The organism is Mesorhizobium sp. M0800, assembly GCF_040320095.1.
Lineage (GTDB): Bacteria > Pseudomonadota > Alphaproteobacteria > Rhizobiales > Rhizobiaceae > Mesorhizobium.
In genome coordinates this window covers 356,778-376,539 of sequence record NZ_JAMYOZ010000002.1, presented here as the reverse complement: position 1 = coordinate 376,539, position 19,762 = coordinate 356,778, and the positions used below count along the sequence as shown (strand labels likewise).

The following is a 19,762-nucleotide window of genomic DNA, read 5'->3' as shown; positions in this document are numbered from 1 at the left end:
CGCCGAGGAAGCCATGAACCCGATCCGCATAGACGACCCGCACGATCCCCGCGTCGCCGCCTATCTCGACATCCGGGAACGCGATCTTGCCGGCCGGCAAGGCCGTTTCGTCGCCGAAGGCAAGGTGGTGCTCGACACGCTGCTCGCCGCCCGTCGCTTCGAGGCAGAATCGGTGCTGGTGCTCGAGAACCGGCTGGCCGGCCTTGATGACGTCCTGCGCAAGGCGCCTGCCGGGCTTCCGATCTATGTCGCATCCGGCGAAATCATGGACAGGATTGCCGGATTCCACATGCATCGCGGCATATTGGCGATCGGCCGCAAGGGCGCGGCCGTCTCCGCTGAAGCTTTGCTCGGCGCACTGCCCGCCCGCGCGCTGATCTTGGTGCTGGTCGGCATCGCCAATCATGACAATATCGGCTCGATCTTCCGCAATGCCGCCGCCTTCGGCGCGGATGCTGTGCTTCTCGATCCGACCTGCTGCGATCCGCTGTACCGCAAGGCAATCCGCGTCTCGGTGGGCGCGGCCTTGAAAGTCCCCTTCGCCTCCTTTGCCGACGCCGCCGCCTGCACCGCCATGCTCGACCGGCAGGGCTTCAGCCAATTCGCCTTGTCGCCGCGCGGGCAGACCGACATTCGCGATGCCAAGACAAACGAACGGCTGGCGCTCTATCTCGGCACTGAGGGCGAAGGCCTGCCGGAAAGCCTGCTTGCCCGCCTGCAGACGCTGCGGATCGGTATGGCGCAAGGTTTCGACAGCCTGAACGTCGCCGCCGCGTCAGCCATCGCACTTCATCATTTTTCCGGAATTTGAGAGTCGGGCATTTTGCGGCCAAGTGGCGGCATCTCAGTCGGTCGAAGCGGCCTTCTGCAGCGCCCGCACCCGATCGGCAAGGCTGCGTCCGCCGCTCCCCTGCCGCGTATCCTCAGGCGCGGCAAGCGCCCGGGCGATCGGTGAATCCGGCCCGTCGAGCTTTGCCGTCAAGGCCACGACTTGCGCCGCCAGATCGTTCATCTCTTCGCGCAATGCGGCGCTGGCGCTGCCGGTATCGTCTCCGGTCCGCGATTTCGATGTTTCGACGGCAGCAAGATCTGTCTTCAGCCGCCTGTTTTCGCGTGCCAGCGACGTCAGCCTGGCCTCCAGCCGCTCGCGGTCGGCATCGAGCTTGGCGGTTGTCTGTTCGATGGCGCCGTTGGCGGCCACATTGACCTGACTGCCTGGCACGCCGGCAAGACCCGCCGCAAGCGTCCTTTCAGCGCCTTTCGGCTTTTCGCGAAGGCGCACCAGTTCCTTCTCGCGGCGCTCCAGCCTGTCCTCGCGATCGGCCAGCGAGGCGAGCAGGCGTTCGACCTTCTTTTCCAGGTCGCCGGTTCTTTTCTTCTCGGCCTTCAGCGCGTCCCGCAAAACCTTGCTTTCGGCTGCCAATTCCTGGCTGCGCCTGTCCGCCTCCTTGCGCTGGCCGCGCAGCAGCGAAATGTCGCTCGCCAGCTTCTGCAGCTCGGACTCGCGCGCCACCAGCTCGATCTGCCGGCTGCTGGATGAAAAACTGGCGTCGTCATACATGTGCTCCAGTTTCCGCAGTTCGAGCCCGCGCTTTTCGAGGGCGCGCTCGGTCTCCGCAAGCCGTTCCGACAGCTGCTGCAGCTGCTCATCGCGCTTGCGAAGCTCCTCGCCCCTGGCTGTAAGATCGGCGACGACCCGGTTCTTGTCCTGTCGCTCGGCCGCCAATTCCTTCAGGGCTTCGCGGTCGCGGCCGATCTCGACCAGCTGCTCGGCGGCCTTCTCGCGCAATGATTTGACGGTCATTTCAAGCCGGCGCACCGAAACGGCGAACTCGGCGCGGACGCGATCCTTGTCCGCCTGAATCTCGGCCAGCGTCAACGGCATCGAGCCCTCGACGCGCTTGCGCGTCAGCGCCACCGCCCGCCGCCACACGGCCGGAGCAATCATCAGCGCCAGAAAGCCCGCGCAGAGAAAGCCGAGGACAAAGAACAGGATCGACTGGACCAAGATGACTATCCGTTGTGCATGGCAACCGCCAAAGGTCGACTTTGCCATCTTCGCATGACGGAAATCCGGCGCCACGGCAAGAGTATGCCGCGGCAAAGCTCAGACCGTGGGATCACAGCTCCAATCGCAGTGGCGCCATCATGCAGGTCAGAACGGATTCCAGGTCGCGCGCTGGGTGAGCTTGAGGTAGCCGAGATTGACACCGAGACGGGCGCCGACGCCGGTACGGATCGGCACGAGCAGCACATTGTTGTTCTTCAGCACGTTGAAGCCGACGCCGGCGACGACATAGGCGGAGCCGGCGACGCCGCCAAAACGATTATAGAGGCTGCTCACATCGTCGAGATTGTAGACCAGCATCATGACGCGCGAGCCCTCGCCGCCGAAATCCCAGCCGAGCGACGGGCCTTGCCAGAACACTTTGTGGTCGCCGGCATTCTTGGTGTAGAGCGTGCCTTCGCCATAGGTCAGGCCACCGATCAGCGCCCCGGACCCCTCTTCGCCGAGCAGATAGCCGTTCGGCAGGCCATAGGTGGCGAAAATCTTCTCGACGACGGTGGCGAGCCCGCCCGACGTCGCGCCGAAGAATTTATGACCGGAATCGACGATCTCCTGCGCGGTGTATTCCTGCGCCCGCGCGGCCGATGCCGAAAAGGCGACAAGGCCGATGAGCGCGATCGTCATTGAGATGACTCGGAAAAAAGTCCGGTCGTAGAATCGGGAAACCATGCTTCCAATCTCCGTCAGGGAGCACTTTCGCCGACGCCTCGCACCCGTACGGCTCTTTGGCGGCCGTTAAGGATGACTGTTAGGGGCAAACTATGCCGTAATCCTTTTTCAACCATTAAACTCCCACATGAAGATGGCGGTTCGAAGGCTGTTTTCACATCGCCCGCGCAGCACCCTGCTGCGTGAACACGCCATTTTCGACAATCATGATTTCGGATTTGTTGCTGCACGCACAAGCGCTGTGTATTCAGAATGCTTGGGAGAGAGCGTGATTCGTGTGGACAGGCGTGATCATGATCGCCCGGTCATTGTGTTGTGAAATTTGCAGGGATTTTTGCCGATGGCCGAGCTTTTCACCCTTTCCGCACCCGATCTGGCAGCGCTGCTGTGCAGCCGGGTCTGCCACGACATCATTTCGCCGGTCGGCGCCATAAACAACGGGCTTGAGCTGCTCGACGAAGGCGGCGCCGACGAAGACGCCATGAAGCTGATCCGCCAAAGCGCCAAAAACGCCTCCGCCCGCCTGCAATTCGCCCGCATTGCCTTCGGCGCCGCCGGTTCCGCCGGCATGCTGATCGACACCGGGGACGCCGAGGCCGTGGCCATCGCCTTCCTGAAGAACGAGAAGCCGGAACTGATCTGGAACGGAACCCGCGCACTGTTGCCCAAGAACAAGGTCAAGCTGCTGCTCAATCTCATCCTCGTCGCTAACGCCGCCATTCCGCGCGGCGGCAGGCTGGTGGTCACGCTGGAGAACCTCGAGACCGAGCCGCGCTTTGCGCTCGCGGCGAGCGGCCCGATGCTGCGCGTGCCGCCCAAATTCCTGGAATTGCATTCCGGCCACAGGCCGGAAGAGCCGATCGACGCGCATTCGGTGCAGCCCTATTACACGCTGCTCCTGGCCCGCGAAGCCAACATGACGATTTCGATCCATGCGACCGCCGACGAGATCGTCCTTTCTGCAGTCTGAAGTTCTGCTAAGAGCCGCGAAAGTATTTTCTCCAAATCATATTTGCGGCGTCGTCTTAACATCTGTGAGACCGGCTTGCAGATTAATTGCGTGAAGCATTTCGAAAGAAGATTTCGCTTAAAACACCTTCAGGAAAATTTTACCTAACGGCTTTTCGGCTTCTTTACCAGATCGGCCTATGTTCCCCGGCAGATGCCACGACGCTGTCGGTTTGCCGCATGGCAAAGAGGGTCCGGGAATGAAACGCTGCATGTTCGTCGACAATTCGAGCGTCATCAGGAAGGTTGCAAGGCGTATCCTGGGCGGTTCCGGCATGATGGTGATCGAAGCCGCCAGCGGCTATGAGGCGATCGAGATGTGCACGGTCGACATGCCTGATATCATCGTCGTCGACGGCGCCCTGCCGGACATGCAGGCGCAGGACCTCATCCGCCGCGTGCGCGCCATGGAAAGCCCGGTAGTGCCGCAAGTTTTGATTTCGCTGGTCGAGGTCGACGTCGGGGCGATCATGCGGGCAAAGCGCGCCGGCGCCCAGGGCTACCTGCTGAAGCCGTTCAACCGGCCGCAACTGCTCGAGTGCTTCCGCGCCTTGAAGATTGCCGCCTGATCAGAGCCTGTTCCATCTCGATGAAATCGGGATGAGCTCTATCTTATTGTTTTACTGCGTTGTTTTCCGAAAAACGGCGCCCACTTTGGGGTCATGCCCTCAGTTCAGGCGCTGACCCGGATATCTTCAGGCTCACGCAGCACATAGCCGCGGCCCCAGACGGTCTCGATGTAATTCTGCCCGCCCGACGCGGCGTCGAGCTTCTTGCGCAGCTTGCAGATGAAGACATCGATGATCTTCAACTCCGGCTCATCCATGCCGCCATAGAGATGGTTGAGGAACATTTCCTTGGTCAGCGTGGTGCCCTTGCGCAGCGAGAGCAGTTCCAGCATCTGATATTCCTTGCCGGTCAGATGGACGCGCTGGCCACCGACTTCAACGGTCTTGGCATCGAGATTGACCACCAGGTCGCCGGTGGTGATGACCGACTGGGCATGGCCCTTGGAACGCCGCACGATGGCATGGATGCGGGCGACCAGTTCGTCCTTGTGGAAGGGCTTGGTCATGTAATCGTCGGCTCCGAAGCCGAGGCCGCGCACCTTGTCCTCGATGCCGGCCATGCCGGAGAGGATGAGGATCGGCGTCTTCACCTTGGAAAGGCGAAGTGTTCTCAAAACTTCGTAGCCCGACATGTCGGGGAGGTTGAGATCGAGGAGAATGATGTCGTAATCATAAAGCTTGCCTAGATCGACGCCCTCTTCGCCAAGGTCGGTCGTATAGACATTGAAACTTTCTGATTTCAGCATCAGCTCGATGCTTTGTGCGGTTGCACTGTCGTCTTCTATCAGCAGAACGCGCATTTCATTCCCCTTTTCTGCTGCCGGACCATTTCACGACCCGTCCAGGACCGGAGCAGTGATTGCCCTGAGCAGAGGCTGCCATCGAATGGTTAATAAAACCTAATTCCCCGTCCGTGACGGTATCAGATTTTTTAACCCCTTTCTACACCTTGTTGAATCCAATAACGAATCACAGACCCAAACCGTTAATGCGGCACATTAATAAGCCAGACTAAATGACTCTTCGGACTCGTTGGCCAGGTTTCGCGACGAGAAGCAGAATTTTTACCCGCCCTTAAGTCCTGAGCCGTATGATTAACAATGCCCGTAAACGAATGGTTACCGCCGGCAAAAAACTTTAGGAGTTTGTTTCCCATAGTTCGGGGAAAGCCGGTGGAAACGGGTCAGGCCTGGGCCTTGCCGGGTGAATTGGACGATATGTGCAGGTGTGCGTTTCCGGGAGTACCGAATCATGAAGTCACGTGAAAACCTCGTTCGGCTGAAGCAATTTCAGGTGAGCGAGAAGCGGCGGCAGCTGCTGCAGCTCGACATGATGATCGCCGAGTTCGAGCGCATGGCCGTCGAGCTGGAACTTCAGATCGCCGCCGAAGAGAAGAAGGCCGGCATCACCGACATCAATCATTTTGCTTATCCGACCTTCGCCAAGGCGGCACGCCTGCGCCGCGACAACCTCAGGAATTCGCAAAGCGACCTCGCCCAGCAGCGAAATGTCGCCGAATCATTGCTGAGCGAAGCCGAAGCGGAGCTTTCCAAGGCCGAGATGCTGGAATCGCGCGACACCAAGGCGCGCGACTCGGAAGCCGGCGGCCGCAGCGCCATGATCGGCTGAAAACAAGACTTTAACTCGCGTCGCGCTTGCGCGCTATTGCTGCGCACCGAACTGTGCCCGCCTCAGGCATCCAGATCTTCTTGCTGTTCCGCCGCCCGTGCGCGCGCATTTTTGATGTCGGGCACATGCTGCTCCGACCAGGCTCTGATCTGATCGAGCAGTCCTGCCAGGTTCTGGCCGAGTTCGGTCAGCTCGTATTCGACCCGCGGTGGAATGACCGGGAAGATTTCGCGCCGCACAAGGCCGTCGCGTTCGAGGATGCGCAGCGTCTGCGTCAGCATTTTCGGCGTGACGCCTTCGAGCTTGCGCGCCAGTTCGCCGTTGCGAAGCCGGCCGCGGCGCAACGCACAGATCACCAGGTGGACCCATTTGCTGGCGAGCGTCTCGAGCACGGCGTGTGACGGGCACGACCGCCGAAAGGCGTCATAGCCGAAAGGGGAAACATCTTCACTATCCATGAGGTGCGTATATATCAAAAAGGTACATACTAGACAAGAGAATGTAACTATCCAAATGATAGTGGTACATCAAAACCAGCAGGAGAGCCTTCCATGCGTGCCATTATCCAGAATTCCTTCGGCGGACCCGACGTCCTCGTCATTGCCGATCGCCCCGCGCCATCACCCGAGGCCGGCGAAGTGCTGGTCCGCATCGAGGCGGCCGGCATCAATCCGGTCGATGGTGCGGTGCGCGGCGGCCACTATCCGCTGCTCGGCGAGCCGCCTTTTGTCCTTGGCTGGGACGTTTCGGGAGTTGTCGAGGCGCTGGGCTCCGGCGTCTCCGGCCTCAAGGTCGGCGATGCCGTGTTCGGCATGACGCGCTTTCCCAAACAGGCGGCAGCCTACGCCGAACTCGCCGCTGTCCCGGCTGATGAGCTTGCGCCGAAACCTGAAGGCATAGATCACGCGCAAGCCGCCGCGCTGCCGCTGGCCGGCCTGACGGCCTGGCAAGGCCTTGTCCGCCATGGCCGGCTCGATTCTGGCAAGCGCGTGCTGATCCACGCCGGAGCCGGCGGCGTCGGCCATCTGGCGGTGCAGATCGCCAAGGCGCACGACGCTTACGTCGTCGCGACCGCCAGCCCGGAAAAGCTCGATTTCGTCCGCTCGCTCGGCGCCGACGAGGTGATCGACTACACAAGGGATGATTTCACCGGGAAGGCCCGCGACATTGATCTGGTTCTGGACCCGTTCGGCGGCGTGCATGCGGAGCAATCACTGAAAGTGCTCACGGCCGGCGGCGTTCTGGTGTCGCTGCTCGATGTCAGCGATGCCACCAAGGCAAAGGCCAGGACGCGAGGCATCCGCGTCGAGCGCATGTCCGTAGTGCCCGACCGTGCCGCTCTGGTGGAGCTCGGCAAATTGATCGACGCGAAAAAGCTGGCCGTCCACGTGGCAAAGGCGTTTCCGCTCGAACAGGCCGGTGCCGCCCATGCCTTTCTCGCCACCAGGCCGATCGGCAAGGTGGTGCTGACGGTCTGAAATTGCAGATCGTCGCCCCTCGCAAACGTAAGGGCGCTGATCAGCGCCCTTATCGGCCTAATGCCGGTATTGCTGGATGCGCGTGGTGCGCAGGCCGGCAAGGCCGTATTCGTCGATCGACGCTTGCCAGGACAGGAATTCCTCGGTGGTGAGCTTGTAGCGCTGGCATGCCTCTTCGAGGCTCAAAAGCCCGCCACGCACCGCCGCCACCACTTCCGCCTTGCGCCGGATAACCCAGCGACGTGTGTTTGTCGGCGGCAGATCGGCGATGGTAAGTGGGCTGCCGTCTGGCCCGATAACATATTTGACTCGCGGTCTAATTAGATCGGTCATCGTACTCTCTACAAAAAACTCAAAGACCCAATCCCCACCACATTACCACCACAGCTTTAAAATTTGCCTAAGCAGACCCTAATGGTTAGGTAAGGATCATGAACGCGGCGTTAGCCTTTTCATCGGCATTTGAAACATCTGCCGGCAAGCGCATTGAACCCGGCAGGAAAAATGAGCCGGCCCGGCAAAGCTGGCGCAGCCGAGACGCTTGACCTATATTCCGGCCATTGGCATTGAAGCGCCGCGCAGAACGAAAGAACCATGAACAGCCTCGATCTTCCCGGACGCCCCGAAAACACCCGCGTCGTCGTCGCCATGTCGGGCGGTGTCGATTCGTCGGTCGTTGCCGGCCTCCTGAAGCGCGAGGGCTACGACGTCGTCGGCGTCACGCTGCAGCTTTATGACCACGGCGCGGCAACGCACCGGGCCGGCTCATGCTGCGCCGGCCAGGACATCGACGATGCCCGCCGCGTCTCCGAGACGCTCGGCATCCCGCATTACGTCCTCGATTACGAGGAGCGCTTCCGCAAGGCGGTGATCGACCCGTTCGCCGAGAGCTATGTCGCCGGCGAAACGCCGATCCCTTGCGTTTCCTGCAATCAGACGGTGAAATTCGCCGACCTTCTTGCGACTGCCAAGGAACTCGGCGCCGACGCGCTGGCGACCGGCCACTACATCCGTTCCGGCGCCAATGGCGCCCACCGCGCGCTTTACCGGCCGGTCGACGCCGACCGCGACCAGAGCTACTTCCTGTTCGCCACCACCCAGGCGCAGATCGACTATCTGCGTTTTCCGCTCGGCGGCCTGTCGAAGCCTGAGGTTCGCGCCATCGCCGAGGAGATGGGACTGACGGTTGCGGCCAAGCAGGACAGCCAGGACATCTGCTTCGTGCCGCAGGGCAAGTATTCCGACATCATCGCCAAGCTGAAGCCGGCTGCCGCCAATCCGGGCGACATCGTCCATATAGACGGGCGCGTGCTTGGCCGCCACGAGGGCATTTTGCGCTACACCGTCGGTCAGCGCCGCGGCATCGGCATCGCCTCGGGCGAGCCGCTCTACGTTGTTCATCTCGACGCCGACCGGGCCCGCGTCGTCGTCGGCCCGCGCGAGGCGCTGGAGACCCATAAGATCTTCTTGCGCAACATGAACTGGCTGGGCGATGGCCCGCTGACCGCTATCCCGGCGGCCGGGCTTGAGCTTTTCGCCAAGGTGCGCTCGACGCGGCCGCCGCGCCCGGCCGTGCTGCATCACCGCGCCGGTGTCACTTCGGTGGAACTGGTCGACGGCGAATCCGGCATCGCGCCCGGTCAGGCTTGCGTGCTCTATTCCGACGATGGCAACGAGGCGCGCGTGTTCGGCGGCGGCTTCATCGAGCGCTCCGAGCGCGGCGCCGAGGCCGAGGCGATGCTGACGCGGCTTGCCGTCCAGCCGGCGCGGGTTCCCGCCGAATAGACGGCGTTTTCTCTTAGGGCCTTGTATGGGCGGGCCTTGTATGGGCGACGGTGCCGGCGGTCAGGATGCGCAGCACGCGGATGGCCTCCTCGCCGCTGGTGCGCGGTTCGGCCCGCGTCTCGATGCAGTGGATGAAATGCTCCAGCTCGCGCGTCAGCGGCATGCCCTCACCGACCGCGACATAGGACGGCTCGTTGGCGGTGAACGCCCATTGGCCGCTGTCCTGCCACACCGCGTGGCGATAGACGGCAAGCTTGCGCTCCCACGGCTCGACATCGTCGAACACCGCCATCGCCTTGGTGCCGACAACGGTCAGCCGCCGTTCGCGGTAAGGGTTGAGCCGCGAGGCGAACAGATGGCCGCGCAGGCCGTTGGGAAAGCGCATGTGCAGATGCGCGAAGTCGCTGAGATTGTCGAGAAGAGCAGCGCCTTCGCCGCGCACTTCGACCGGTTCGGTGCCGGTGATGGCCAGGATCATCGACAGATCGTGCGGCGCCAGATCCCATAGCGCGTCGTTTTCGGTGTGGAACTTGCCGAGGCCGAGCCGATGCGAATGGATGTAGCGGACTTCGCCGAGTTCGCCATTGTCGATCAGCGCCTTCAGCGTCTCGAAGGCGGGATGAAAGCGCAGCACGTGGCCGACCATGAAGACACGGCCATTATCGGCGGCCGCCTGCACCGAGCGTGCGGCATCGGCCACCGTCAGCGCGATCGGCTTCTCCACCAGCACGTCCTTGCCGCCGAGCACGGCGCGCACCGCCATGTCGGCATGGAACTGCGGCGGCAGCGCCATGACAATGGCGTCGACATCGTCGCGGGCAAACAGCGCCTCCGGCTCTATCGCCAGGCAATCCTGCTCGCTGGCAAAACCCTCCGCGCGCGCGGGGTTGACGTCCGAAACCGCATGCAGCGCGCCGAGCGCCTTTAGGGTGCGGATGTGGTTGCTGCCCCAGTATCCGCAACCGAGGACTGCAATGCGCGGTTTCATCAATTCATGACCATGGCTTTCGTGGCCGAGACATAGCGACGTGCCTCGCTGAACTCAACCCCGGCCTGTGCGCCCAAATGTCTGCCCGGCAAAGCTTTAGGCGCCAGCAATATGCCGGCGCGGCAGCCACTTCGATGCTTGACAGGCTTGGCCTCGCAACCTTATATCCGCGCGACCTTGGCGAACGCGCCGATATGCCTGCCGATTTAAGCTGGATTTCGGGCCTTCGCCGCCCTGGCGGGGTAGCTCAGTTGGTTAGAGCACGGGAATCATAATCCTGGGGTCGGGGGTTCAAGTCCCTCTCCCGCTACCAAATTCCAAAGATAAATCAGACACATAGAGATGTGCCGGTGCCAGTCGTCTCATTGTAGCGGGTCGCGCGATTTTGCAATTTTGACACCCGGTTTTGCAGCAGGGCGCTTCTCTCAAGACAGGGCGATCCGATAGCTGCGAGGGCCATGACGTTCCGGTGCTCTAGATTGCACTCCCGTACAAGCCTCGAGACAACATCCCATCGAAGCGGTGGCTCTCCTACGCTTTCTTCAGAAATTCCGTCCGCAGAACCAGATTGCCTTTGCGCATTCAGCCCGTTGAGGAGATCGGCGAGTTCCTCGGGATCGTGCTGGTTCATTCCAACGATGGTTCGGCTGCCCATCTCGGCGGGCCGCCCGGTACGAGCATCATTAACGGTCCAGGTGCCGGTCGGATCCTGAAAAGGCCTGTAGCCCGCGGCGGCTCCAATCGAGTGGCCGAGATAAGGCCCATTGCCAGCCCCATCACGCGCAAATCCGAGACGGCTGGCGACAAGACTGGCCGCGACGGGAATGGCCGCATGGCTTTGGTTCGAGGCGCAGGGCGTATCGCCCGGTTTTCTACAGCCTCAAGACAGATGCGCCACGCATCACTAATTGAATACGCCGCATTTTAATATATGCTGCAAGACGTAGAGATAATATCTCAAAGCTGATCAAAAAGGGGGATGCGACCGTGATAACTGCTCCACAGTTGCGTGCCGCGAGGGCGCTCCTTGGCATCGACCAGCGCAGGCTTGCCGAATTGTCCGGTCTTTCCGTGCCGACAATTCAACGCATGGAAGCCAGCGAGTCGATTATTCGGGGTAACGTCGATTCTCTCATGAAGCTGATCGGGGCACTTGACCTCGCCGGCGTGGAATTGATCGCTGAAGGCGCCTCCAGCCAGATCGGTGGGCGCGGCGTGCGACTGAAAGCGGATTTTGACCCCGCCAAAATCCTTGGCGGGGTCGACACGGATGCCAAACTCCCCGTGAGGAGCGTGGCGTGATTTCGGGGGCCGCGGTCCTCCTGTGGGGCGTTGCTGCGCTCCTGGGGACTGCGGTGCTTGCGATTGCGGAAAGCCGCAGATCGGACTCGGGAACACGCCTGATCTACGGCTTGACGCTAGGTATATCGGCGGCCGTGCTCATGGTTCTCGCGAGCCGCATCGCCGACAATCCCGTCACCCCGTCGACTGTGGTGTTGCCTCTTGGATTGCCATGGATTGGCGCTCATTTCCGTTTGGATGCGCTCTCGACTTTCTTCCTCATCGTCGTCTACTTCGGCGGCTCCATGGCCAGCCTTTATGGCCTCGGCTACGGCAGGCATGAGTCTGCGCCGCATCGGGTGCTGCCGTTCTTCCCGGCTTTCCTAGCCGGAATGAACCTTGTCGTGGTGGCCGACGACGCCTTCACTTTCCTGCTTTCTTGGGAATTCATGTCGCTCGCCTCCTGGGCGCTCGTCATGGCGCACCATCGCGAGCAGGACAATGCGCGGGCGGGCTACATCTATCTCGTGATGGCGAGCTTCGGCACACTCGCGCTGCTGCTTGCGTTCGGCCTGCTCGCCGGATCCGATGGAACCTACACATTCGACGCGATGCGAGCCGCCGACCCCACCCCGTTCGCCGCTGCTTTCGTCCTGGTTCTCATGCTGCTGGGCGCCGGCTCCAAGGCTGGACTCGTCCCGCTGCACGTTTGGCTGCCACTCGCCCATCCGGCCGCGCCAAGCCACGTCTCGGCTCTCATGAGCGGCGTGATGACCAAGGTCGCAGCCTATGGCTTCATACGCGTTATTTTCGATTTGCTCGGTGAGCCGGCATGGTGGTCGGGCGTTGCCGTGCTTTTCCTTGGCGGCCTGACGGCGGTTCTCGGCATCCTCTACGCGCTGATGGAAAAGGACCTGAAGCGACTGCTTGCCTATAGCACCATTGAAAACATCGGCGTCATCTTCGTAAGCCTTGGTCTCGCGCTCGCTTTCAAGGCGAACGCCATGCCATCGGCTGCAGCGCTGGCGCTCACCGCCGCGCTGTTCCACGTCCTCAACCATTCCTTTTTCAAGAGCCTGCTGTTTTTCGGCGCGGGCGCCGTGCTGACGGCAACCGGAGAGCGGGATATGGAGAAGCTGGGCGGTCTCATCCACCGCATGCCCTTTACAAGTTTTGCCTTTCTCGTCGGTTGCGTCGCGATCTCGGCACTTCCACCCTTCAACGGCTTCGTCTCCGAATGGCTGGCCTTTCAGGCCATATTGCAGAGCCCCGATCTGCCACAATGGGGACTGAAGGTCATGGTGCCCGCCGTTGGCGGTCTGCTGGCGCTGTCAGCGGCACTGGCCGCGGCCTGCTTCGTAAAGGCGTTCGGGATTACATTCCTCGGCCGGCCACGCTCGGCCGCGGTGGAACTGCCGCATGAGGTCGACCGCTACTCGCTGGCGGCAATGTTCATTCTCGCTGCCCTTTGTCTCCTGGCCGGCATTCTGCCCGGTCTTGTGATAGACGGCCTCTCATCGGTGACACTGCCACTGATCGGCAGTCGGATGCCTGTGCAGATGGCCCAGCCCTGGCTGTCTATCGTGCCGATTGCAGCGAGCCGCAGTTCCTACAACGGCCTGTTGGTGTTCCTGTTCATCGCCTTTTCCGCATCCGCTGCGGCATATGTGATCCATCGCTTTGCATCACATGCACTCCGTCGGGGTCCCGCCTGGGGTTGTGGCTTCCCGGATGTGGTCCCGAGCTCGCAGTACACGGCCGTCAGCTTCGCGCAGCCTATCCGCCGCGTCTTCGGCACGTTCGTATTCCGTGCAAGGGAAACCGTCGAAATGCCGGCACCTGGCGAGACCGGTCCGGCTCGTCTGAATGTCGAAATGCATGATGTGATCTGGGAGACGCTGTATCTGCCTATCGGCCGGGCCCTCGACTTTGCGACCGACCACCTCAACCATCTGCAGTTCCTGACGATCAGGCGCTACCTGACCCTCGTCTTTCTCTTTCTCATTGTCCTGCTCCTGGTGCTCGCACTATGGCCGTGATTCTCGAGTTGGCCGTTCAAGGCGCGCAGATGGCGCTGGTGCTTTTGCTGGCGCCGCTCCTGACCGGATTCGTGCGCAAGGTGAAGGCACGGCTCTTGCGCCGCCAGGGTCCTTCCCTGATCCAACCTTACCGCGATCTCTTGCGGCTGATGCGCAAGGAAGTCGTTCTGGCGGACAACGCATCCTGGCTGTTTCGCGTGACGCCCTATCTGATCTTTGCCACCACCTGGGTCGGCGCGGCGCTCATCCCGACATTCGCCGCCGGCCTCACATTCAGTTGGACCGCCGATCTCATAGCCATTGTCGCACTGCTGGGAAGCGCCCGGTTCTTCTTGGCGCTGGCAGGCATGGACGTCGGCACGAGCTTCGGCGGCATCGGCTCGAGCCGCGAGGTGATGATCGCTTCGCTGGCCGAACCCGCCATGCTGCTCATCGTGTTCAGCCTGGCGCTCGTCGCGGGTGCTACGCAACTCTCAACGGTCGCCGCCTTCATGGGGTCACCGGAGGTTGGCTTGCGGGTGTCGCTCGGGATGTCGCTCATCGCCCTCGTGATGGTGGCGATCGCCGAAAACGCCCGCATACCCGTGGACAACCCATCGACCCATCTGGAACTCACCATGGTTCATGAGGCGATGGTGCTGGAATATTCCGGTCGCCATCTGGCGATGATCGAGTTTGCCGCCTTCCTCAAGCTTCTGCTCTATGTGTCGCTGATTTCCTGCGTCTTCCTACCTTGGGGACTGGCGAGCGCCGGGGCAGGACTGGAATCCCTTGCTCCGGGTGTCGTCGCCTATGTCGGCAAGCTTGCCGTCTGTGGCGTTCTCCTCGCCGTGTTTGAGACTGCCATTGCCAAGATGCGCGTCTTCCGCGTCCCGGATTTCCTCGGGGCAGCGCTGATGCTGGCCCTGCTCGGCACGCTCCTGCTGTTCGTCTCACGGAGCCTCTGATGAACGGCCTCACCTTCGACATCGCTCACCTGCTCGCCGGCGGCCTGGTGCTGGTCAGTTTCATGATGCTGTATCAGGATCGCCTCTTTGCTCTGATCAACGTTTTTGCGCTTCATGCAATCGTGCTGGCCCTGTCCGTAGCTTGGCAGGCATACATTCAGGACGCGCATCATCTCTACGTCACGGCGGCGATCGCCCTCGTCTTCAAGGCGATCGTCATTCCTGTCGGGCTTCATCGCATCATTCAGCGGCTCGGCATCCATCGTGACGTCGAGACCGCCGTCGGCATCGGTACGACGATGCTTGCGGGGATAGGCCTGGTGACCTTGTCCATGGTCCTGATGCTGCGCGTCACTCCCGAGGCTGATCCCCTCGCCCGCGAGGACCTGGCTTTCGCGCTGTCCATCATTTTGCTGGGGCTGCTGGTGATGGTCACCCGCCGCAACGCCGTCAGCCAAGTTGTCGGATTCATGTCGCTCGAGAACGGTCTGGTCCTCGCCGCCACGGGGGCCAAGGGCATGCCTCTGGTCGTCGAGATCAGTGTCGCCTTCTCGATCCTTATCGCCTTCATCGTCATCGGAGTCTTCCTGTTCCGCATTCGCGAGAGGTTCGACTCGGTGGATGTCGGCGCGCTCGACGACTACAGGGGAGAACACCGTTGACCGCGTTTTCCCTCGATGCGGTGGCCGCCATTTTGCTGATACCGGTCTTCGCGGCCGCACTTCTGGCGGCGCTGCCGAAATACCGGATATCGGCGGGCGTCAATGTCGCTGCGAGCTTGCTGACCTTGCTCGCCGCACTGTCCCTTCTTGTCACCGACCGCCCGCAGCCTGGGCAGTATCTGCTCGTCGACGATCTCAATATCGTCTTCATCGTGCTCAACACATTCGTCGGCTTCACCACCAGCGTCTTCAGCGCTTCCTACATTGCCCACGAACTGGAGAGCGGGCGGCTGACAGTCCCGAACTTGCGGTTTTATCACGCAATGTACCAGGTCATGATGTTCGGCATGAACCTGGCGTTCGTGTCGAACAATATTGGCTTGATGTGGGTGGCGGTGGAGCTTGCCACGCTGACCACCGTGCTCATGGTCGGCATCTACCGCACGCACGAAGCGCTGGAGGCCGCCTGGAAATATTTCATTCTGGGCAGCGTCGGCATCGCGCTCGCACTGTTCGGCACCATCCTCGTCTACATGGCTGCACAGCCGGTTGTTGGCGAGGGGACGAATGCGATGGTCTGGACGGTGCTCATCGCTCACGCCGCGCGCTTCGATCCGGCTCTGCTCAATGTCGCCTTCATCTTTCTGCTGCTCGGCTACGGGACGAAGGTCGGCCTTGCGCCCTTACATGCCTGGCTGCCAGACGCGCATGCTGAGGGTCCAACGCCGATTTCCGCAGTGCTGTCGGGCTTGCTGTTAAACGTCGCACTCTATGCCGTGCTGCGCTTCAAGCTATTGCTCGCGGCAAGCCCGGAAGCGATCGCACCTGGGCCATTGATGATCACGATGGGACTGACGTCGCTTGTCTTCGCGGCCTTCATGCTCTACCGCCGCCGCGACATCAAACGCCTGTTCGCGTACTCCTCGATCGAGCACATGGGCATCATCGTGTTCGCCTTCGGCATAGGAGGCCCGCTCGCCAATTTTGCCGGGCTGCTGCACATGGTCATGCACAGCCTGACCAAGTCGGCGATCTTTTTCACGGTCGGCCACATTGCCCAGGTCAAGGGGACACAGAACATCGCCGAAATCCGGGGACTGACGGAGACACATCCTGCCCTTGGCTGGGCGCTCGTCATCGGCGTCGTTGCCATTGCCGGCCTCCCTCCGCTCGGTATCTTCATGAGCGAATTCCTGGTCGTGAGTTCGACATTTGCAAGACACCCTCTTTTGGCGATGCCGTTGGTTTTCGGGATTCTGCTCGCTTTCGGCGCCCTGCTGCTTCGACTGACCGGCGTCGCTTTCGGCGAACCGCGCGGCAGCACTGCACCCGCCGAGGCGTCCTACATTCCGATGTATTCCCACTTGGCGTTGGTGTTTGCCGCCGGCATCTATCTGCCGCCACCGCTGGTCACATGGTTCCAGCACGTCGCAAGTATCCTGGGGTGAGCAGAGGAGAGAAAGAGCATGCCCGCGCTGATCGACCTCATCCTTGCTGGCCAACGTGTCGAATATCATTTCCCGTGGTCGCGCGCCGTGGTGACTCCGAAAAAATGGGGCTTTGCCGTCGAGCAACTGGCCGAGGGCCACTGGAGCTTGCTCGGCCTATGGGGTGAGCCAGGCGCCGTCCACATGGCACTTCTCGATGAAAGCGCCGGGGACATCGGCGTTGTCAGCCTGGAATGCCCCAGTGGCCGCTACCCATCGGTCGGCCGGCTGCATCCGCCCGCATTGCGGCTCGAACGTGCGGCTGCTGACCTGTTCGGGCTCCTGCCACAAGGCGCGCCTGATACGAGACGGTGGCTTGATCATGGCCATTGGGGTGTCAGCTATCCGTTGAGTACCCGCGTGCGGACGTCTGCTGCGACAGCCTTCCCGTACAGTTTCCTGCCTGCCGAGGGGGAGAGCCTGCATCAGATCCCGGTCGGGCCCGTGCATGCCGGCATCATCGAGCCGGGCCATTTCCGGTTCACGGCGAGCGGTGAAACGGTCGTCCGGCTGGAGCAGCGCCTCGGATACGCGCACAAAGGTATAGAAGGCCTGATGGCGGGGGCCGACATCGACCGTGCAGCCAAATTGGCGGGCAGAACCTCTGGCGACAGTACCGTGGCATACTCCCTCGCTTTTGCCCGCGCGGTCGAGGCGGCGCTGGGTGTCCAGGTTCCCCCTCGCGCGGTCTGGCTGCGAGCGCTCATGGCCGAGTTGGAGCGCCTGGCCAATCATCTGGGCGACATCGGCGCTATCTGCAATGATGCCGCCTTCGCGCTCATGCATGCCCACTGTGGGGTGCTGCGTGAGCGCGTATTGCGGGCAAGCGATGCTGCCTTCGGTCATCGTTTGATGCGCGACTGCATCGTGCCCGGAGGCGTGGCAAGCTTCCTGAGCGATGAGGGCACGACAGCGCTCAGGTCCCTGATCGCAGAGATCAGGCAGCGGTTTCCCGCGCTGGTCGAGCTCTACGACAACACGGCGTCGCTGCAGGATCGGACTGTCGCGACTGGCCGGCTGAAGGTGGAACTCGCTCGTCAATATCGCGCCGGAGGCTACGTTGGCCGGGCCTCCGGTCGGGACTTCGATGCCCGACGCAATCTCGCTTATCCACCCTATGGCGAACTCGCCTTCGATGTACCTCTCCTCCAGGAAGGCGATGTGAACGCCCGTGTATGGATTCGTATCCACGAGGTCGAACAGAGCCTGTCCCTGATCGAACAAGTCCTGCGACAGCTGCCAGACGGGCCGATCCGCGTCGATTTCGCGCAGACAAACCGATCGCATGAAGGCATGGCGCTCGTCGAAGGTTTCCGCGGCGATATTCTGGCCTGGCTGCGCATTGGCAAGGGCGGCTTGGTCGAGCGCTGTCACCTCCGTGATCCGTCATGGTTTCAATGGCCGCTCCTTGAAGCGGCGATCGAAGGAAACATCGTTGCCGACTTTCCGCTGTGCAACAAATCGTTCAACTGCTCTTATTCGGGCCATGATCTCTGAAGGCACGCTGTCATGCGCAAGCTTCTTTTTGAAAGCCTGATACGCCCCCCTCTCACCGAGCGTCCGCCGTTGGCAAGCAGCACGGCAGTCGACGAACTCGCACGCGCGCTCGATGGGGCTGCTCACAAACGATTGGGGCGAAGCCTGTCGATCCGGGCGGTCGATGCCGGTTCCTGCAACGGCTGCGAACTTGAGATGCACGCGCTGAACAACGCCTTCTATGACATCGAGCGTTTTGGGATCCGGTTCGTCGCATCACCGCGCCATGCCGATGTACTGCTCGTCACCGGGCCGGTCACAAAAAACATGCGCGAGGCATTGAAGCGGACCTACGACGCAACACCCAACCCAAAATGGGTGGTCGCACTGGGAGATTGCGCAGGCAATGGCGGCTGTTTCGCCGGCAGCTATGCGGTGGTGCGCGGAGTGTCCGAGGCCTTGCCTGTCGATCTGCACATTCCAGGTTGTCCGCCGCCGCCAATCGAAATTCTGAAAGGCCTGCTCGCCTTGCTTGAGGGCGTGAATTCCAAGACTGGTGCTGCCCGAAGGTGACTATGTAGAGGCTTTGCCAAGGTTGGCCTTGTCGCTGCATAGATCCAACCAATGCGTAGCCGTGAGTTTAAGGGCATCAGCCAACCTCTGTCCCAAAATTGGAAGGCGCTCGGCCGCGAGAACGGTTAAAACGCCTGCTTTTTCGCCGGCAGCCCAGCGCTTTCGATCGAAGGGGAACCCGTTCCCTAGTCCGAAATGGTTACTTGCGCTGCAGCTAATGTAGTTACAATCTTGTGCAGTCGGAAGCTGCATGGGCCGGCCAGGCGCGAATACCGCCTTCGCCGGCGTCTCAAGGCAGTCGACCACATTTTTGCGGTGCTCTAAGGGGGAAACAATGAGATTGACGATTGTTTGCGCGGCAATTGTGATGGCCGTATCCACCGCCGCCATTGCGCACGAGAAAAAGAGAGTGGTCAGTACAGAAGTAACGTCGGCCGGCGCCGACCTGTCGGGCAGCACGATCAAGAAAAACAGGGAAACAAAATTGGATTGCAGTTCAACCGGAACTGTCTCCAGCGCGATTTCGAAAGACAAATCGGAGCCGCGCCTGGGCTATGAAACGGTTAATCCTGCAATCATATCGATCTATTAGCTGAGGAAATAGCAGGCAGGTCTATCGGCGCTCAGGCTTCGGGAGCAGGGCACGAACCGAGGCGCGGCCATGGCCTGCGGACCATATTCAAGCATCGATCAAGTCGGACGCCGCCGCGAAATCAGCCGTTAATCGCTTGGTGGCGGCGCTCGGCCTCATTGCGCATGCCTGCGCTCAATGTTTGATGCGGTCACGCATTGCGTACCAAAGCATGCCGAGCACATAGAGCGGGCCGCGCAGCGCCGTGCCGCCGGGGAACGGCAGCGGGCTTAGGGTCGAAAACAGATTGAGCCGCGAAGCATCCCCGGTGATCGCCTCAGCGAGCAGCTTGCCCGACAGCGTCGACAGGATCACCCCCTTGCCCGAATAGCCATGCACAAAATAGACGTCGCCATAGCGACCGACATGCGGCAGGCGCGATGTCGTCACCTGGCATTTGCATCGAAATCGCAGCCGAATGCAGCCATATCGGGCGTGGCGCTGTAGCCGAAGGCTGGTGAGGTCGGAATCA

General features: G+C 61.4%; 20 protein-coding genes, 1 tRNA gene and 1 pseudogene. 14 read left to right on the top strand and 8 right to left on the bottom strand.

The window, feature by feature from the left end; translation table 11 throughout:
* Window positions 1-13 precede the first annotated feature (13 nt).
* On the top strand, window positions 14-811 hold the full coding sequence (locus tag NKI18_RS04230; protein WP_352615469.1) for a TrmH family RNA methyltransferase: 798 nt from the start codon (window positions 14-16) through the stop codon (window positions 809-811).
* Between the two features lie 33 nt (window positions 812-844).
* Here the strand turns inward: NKI18_RS04230 and NKI18_RS04225 are convergent, their stop codons facing one another.
* Both NKI18_RS04225 and NKI18_RS04220 read right to left on the bottom strand, forming a co-directional pair.
* The gene (locus NKI18_RS04225) at window positions 845-2,008 is read right to left on the bottom strand and encodes a coiled-coil domain-containing protein (RefSeq protein WP_352615467.1); all 1,164 of its coding nucleotides are present in this window, start codon (window positions 2,006-2,008) and stop codon (window positions 845-847) included.
* 147 nt (window positions 2,009-2,155) lie between these two features.
* A complete protein-coding gene (locus NKI18_RS04220; protein WP_023679557.1) occupies window positions 2,156-2,737 on the bottom strand; it encodes a DUF1134 domain-containing protein in 582 nt (193 codons plus the stop codon).
* A 340-nt stretch (window positions 2,738-3,077) separates the two neighbouring features.
* On the opposite strand from NKI18_RS04220, the gene chpT reads away from it, so the two are divergent.
* Together chpT and NKI18_RS04210 are read left to right on the top strand one after the other, a co-directional pair.
* Window positions 3,078-3,707 carry a histidine phosphotransferase ChpT gene (chpT, locus tag NKI18_RS04215; RefSeq protein WP_023679558.1) on the top strand — a complete coding sequence of 210 codons (630 nt, stop codon included), beginning with the start codon at window positions 3,078-3,080 and terminating at the stop codon, window positions 3,705-3,707.
* Between the two features lie 238 nt (window positions 3,708-3,945).
* Window positions 3,946-4,314 (top strand): response regulator, encoded by a 369-nt coding sequence (locus NKI18_RS04210; RefSeq protein ID WP_352615465.1) that lies wholly within the window; start codon window positions 3,946-3,948, stop codon window positions 4,312-4,314.
* A 104-nt stretch (window positions 4,315-4,418) separates the two neighbouring features.
* Here the strand turns inward: NKI18_RS04210 and ctrA are convergent, their stop codons facing one another.
* Complete coding sequence (gene ctrA, locus NKI18_RS04205) at window positions 4,419-5,114, bottom strand: response regulator transcription factor CtrA (protein WP_006203583.1); 696 nt, start codon at window positions 5,112-5,114, stop codon at window positions 4,419-4,421.
* A gap of 451 nt (window positions 5,115-5,565) precedes the next feature.
* Between ctrA and NKI18_RS04200 the strand changes: the two genes are divergently transcribed.
* A complete protein-coding gene (locus tag NKI18_RS04200; protein WP_352615463.1) occupies window positions 5,566-5,943 on the top strand; it encodes a flagellar export protein FliJ in 378 nt (125 codons plus the stop codon).
* 62 nt (window positions 5,944-6,005) lie between these two features.
* On the opposite strand, the gene NKI18_RS04195 is transcribed toward NKI18_RS04200, so the two are convergent.
* Entirely contained in the window at window positions 6,006-6,401 is a 396-nt protein-coding gene (locus NKI18_RS04195; RefSeq protein WP_352456414.1) for a winged helix-turn-helix transcriptional regulator, read from the bottom strand.
* Window positions 6,402-6,494: 93 nt separating this feature from the next.
* On the opposite strand from NKI18_RS04195, the gene NKI18_RS04190 reads away from it, so the two are divergent.
* Window positions 6,495-7,421: an NADP-dependent oxidoreductase gene (locus tag NKI18_RS04190; protein ID WP_352615461.1), complete on the top strand. Its 927-nt coding sequence runs from the start codon at window positions 6,495-6,497 to the stop codon at window positions 7,419-7,421.
* Window positions 7,422-7,478: 57 nt separating this feature from the next.
* On the opposite strand, the gene sciP is transcribed toward NKI18_RS04190, so the two are convergent.
* On the bottom strand, window positions 7,479-7,754 hold the full coding sequence (gene sciP / locus NKI18_RS04185) for a CtrA inhibitor SciP (protein WP_023679563.1): 276 nt from the start codon (window positions 7,752-7,754) through the stop codon (window positions 7,479-7,481).
* Window positions 7,755-8,015: 261 nt separating this feature from the next.
* Between sciP and mnmA the strand changes: the two genes are divergently transcribed.
* Complete coding sequence (gene mnmA / locus NKI18_RS04180) at window positions 8,016-9,206, top strand: tRNA 2-thiouridine(34) synthase MnmA (protein WP_023679564.1); 1,191 nt, start codon at window positions 8,016-8,018, stop codon at window positions 9,204-9,206.
* 13 nt (window positions 9,207-9,219) lie between these two features.
* Here mnmA and NKI18_RS04175 read toward each other — a convergent pair whose 3' ends face one another.
* Window positions 9,220-10,194, bottom strand: a complete 975-nt coding sequence (locus NKI18_RS04175; protein WP_352615458.1) for a Gfo/Idh/MocA family protein — start codon at window positions 10,192-10,194, stop codon at window positions 9,220-9,222.
* Between the two features lie 236 nt (window positions 10,195-10,430).
* Between NKI18_RS04175 and NKI18_RS04170 the strand changes: the two genes are divergently transcribed.
* From NKI18_RS04170 to NKI18_RS04135, 8 genes are all read left to right on the top strand, one after another.
* Window positions 10,431-10,507 (top strand) — tRNA-Met (locus NKI18_RS04170).
* A 674-nt stretch (window positions 10,508-11,181) separates the two neighbouring features.
* A complete protein-coding gene (locus tag NKI18_RS04165) occupies window positions 11,182-11,496 on the top strand; it encodes a helix-turn-helix domain-containing protein (protein ID WP_023675522.1) in 315 nt (104 codons plus the stop codon).
* Window positions 11,493-13,514: a hydrogenase 4 subunit B gene (gene hyfB, locus NKI18_RS04160; protein ID WP_502900650.1), complete on the top strand. Its 2,022-nt coding sequence runs from the start codon at window positions 11,493-11,495 to the stop codon at window positions 13,512-13,514. The genes NKI18_RS04165 and hyfB overlap by 4 nt, the downstream gene beginning before the upstream one ends.
* Complete coding sequence (locus NKI18_RS04155; protein ID WP_023675520.1) at window positions 13,505-14,461, top strand: respiratory chain complex I subunit 1 family protein; 957 nt, start codon at window positions 13,505-13,507, stop codon at window positions 14,459-14,461. The genes hyfB and NKI18_RS04155 overlap by 10 nt, the downstream gene beginning before the upstream one ends.
* On the top strand, window positions 14,461-15,123 hold the full coding sequence (locus NKI18_RS04150; RefSeq protein WP_023675519.1) for a hydrogenase-4 component E: 663 nt from the start codon (window positions 14,461-14,463) through the stop codon (window positions 15,121-15,123). The genes NKI18_RS04155 and NKI18_RS04150 overlap by 1 nt, the downstream gene beginning before the upstream one ends.
* Window positions 15,120-16,571, top strand: coding sequence for a hydrogenase 4 subunit F (locus NKI18_RS04145; RefSeq protein WP_023675518.1), 1,452 nt, complete (start codon window positions 15,120-15,122; stop codon window positions 16,569-16,571). The genes NKI18_RS04150 and NKI18_RS04145 overlap by 4 nt, the downstream gene beginning before the upstream one ends.
* An 18-nt stretch (window positions 16,572-16,589) precedes the next feature.
* On the top strand, window positions 16,590-18,107 hold the full coding sequence (locus tag NKI18_RS04140; RefSeq protein WP_352615452.1) for a hydrogenase large subunit: 1,518 nt from the start codon (window positions 16,590-16,592) through the stop codon (window positions 18,105-18,107).
* Window positions 18,108-18,119: 12 nt separating this feature from the next.
* Window positions 18,120-18,659 (top strand): NADH-quinone oxidoreductase subunit B family protein, encoded by a 540-nt coding sequence (locus NKI18_RS04135; protein WP_352452927.1) that lies wholly within the window; start codon window positions 18,120-18,122, stop codon window positions 18,657-18,659.
* Here NKI18_RS04135 and NKI18_RS04130 read toward each other — a convergent pair whose 3' ends face one another.
* Window positions 18,660-19,193, bottom strand: coding sequence for a hypothetical protein (locus tag NKI18_RS04130; protein WP_352615450.1), 534 nt, complete (start codon window positions 19,191-19,193; stop codon window positions 18,660-18,662).
* Between the two features lie 232 nt (window positions 19,194-19,425).
* A pseudogene (locus NKI18_RS04125) lies at window positions 19,426-19,680 on the bottom strand (FAD-dependent oxidoreductase); the annotation flags it as partial.
* Window positions 19,681-19,762 lie beyond the last annotated feature (82 nt).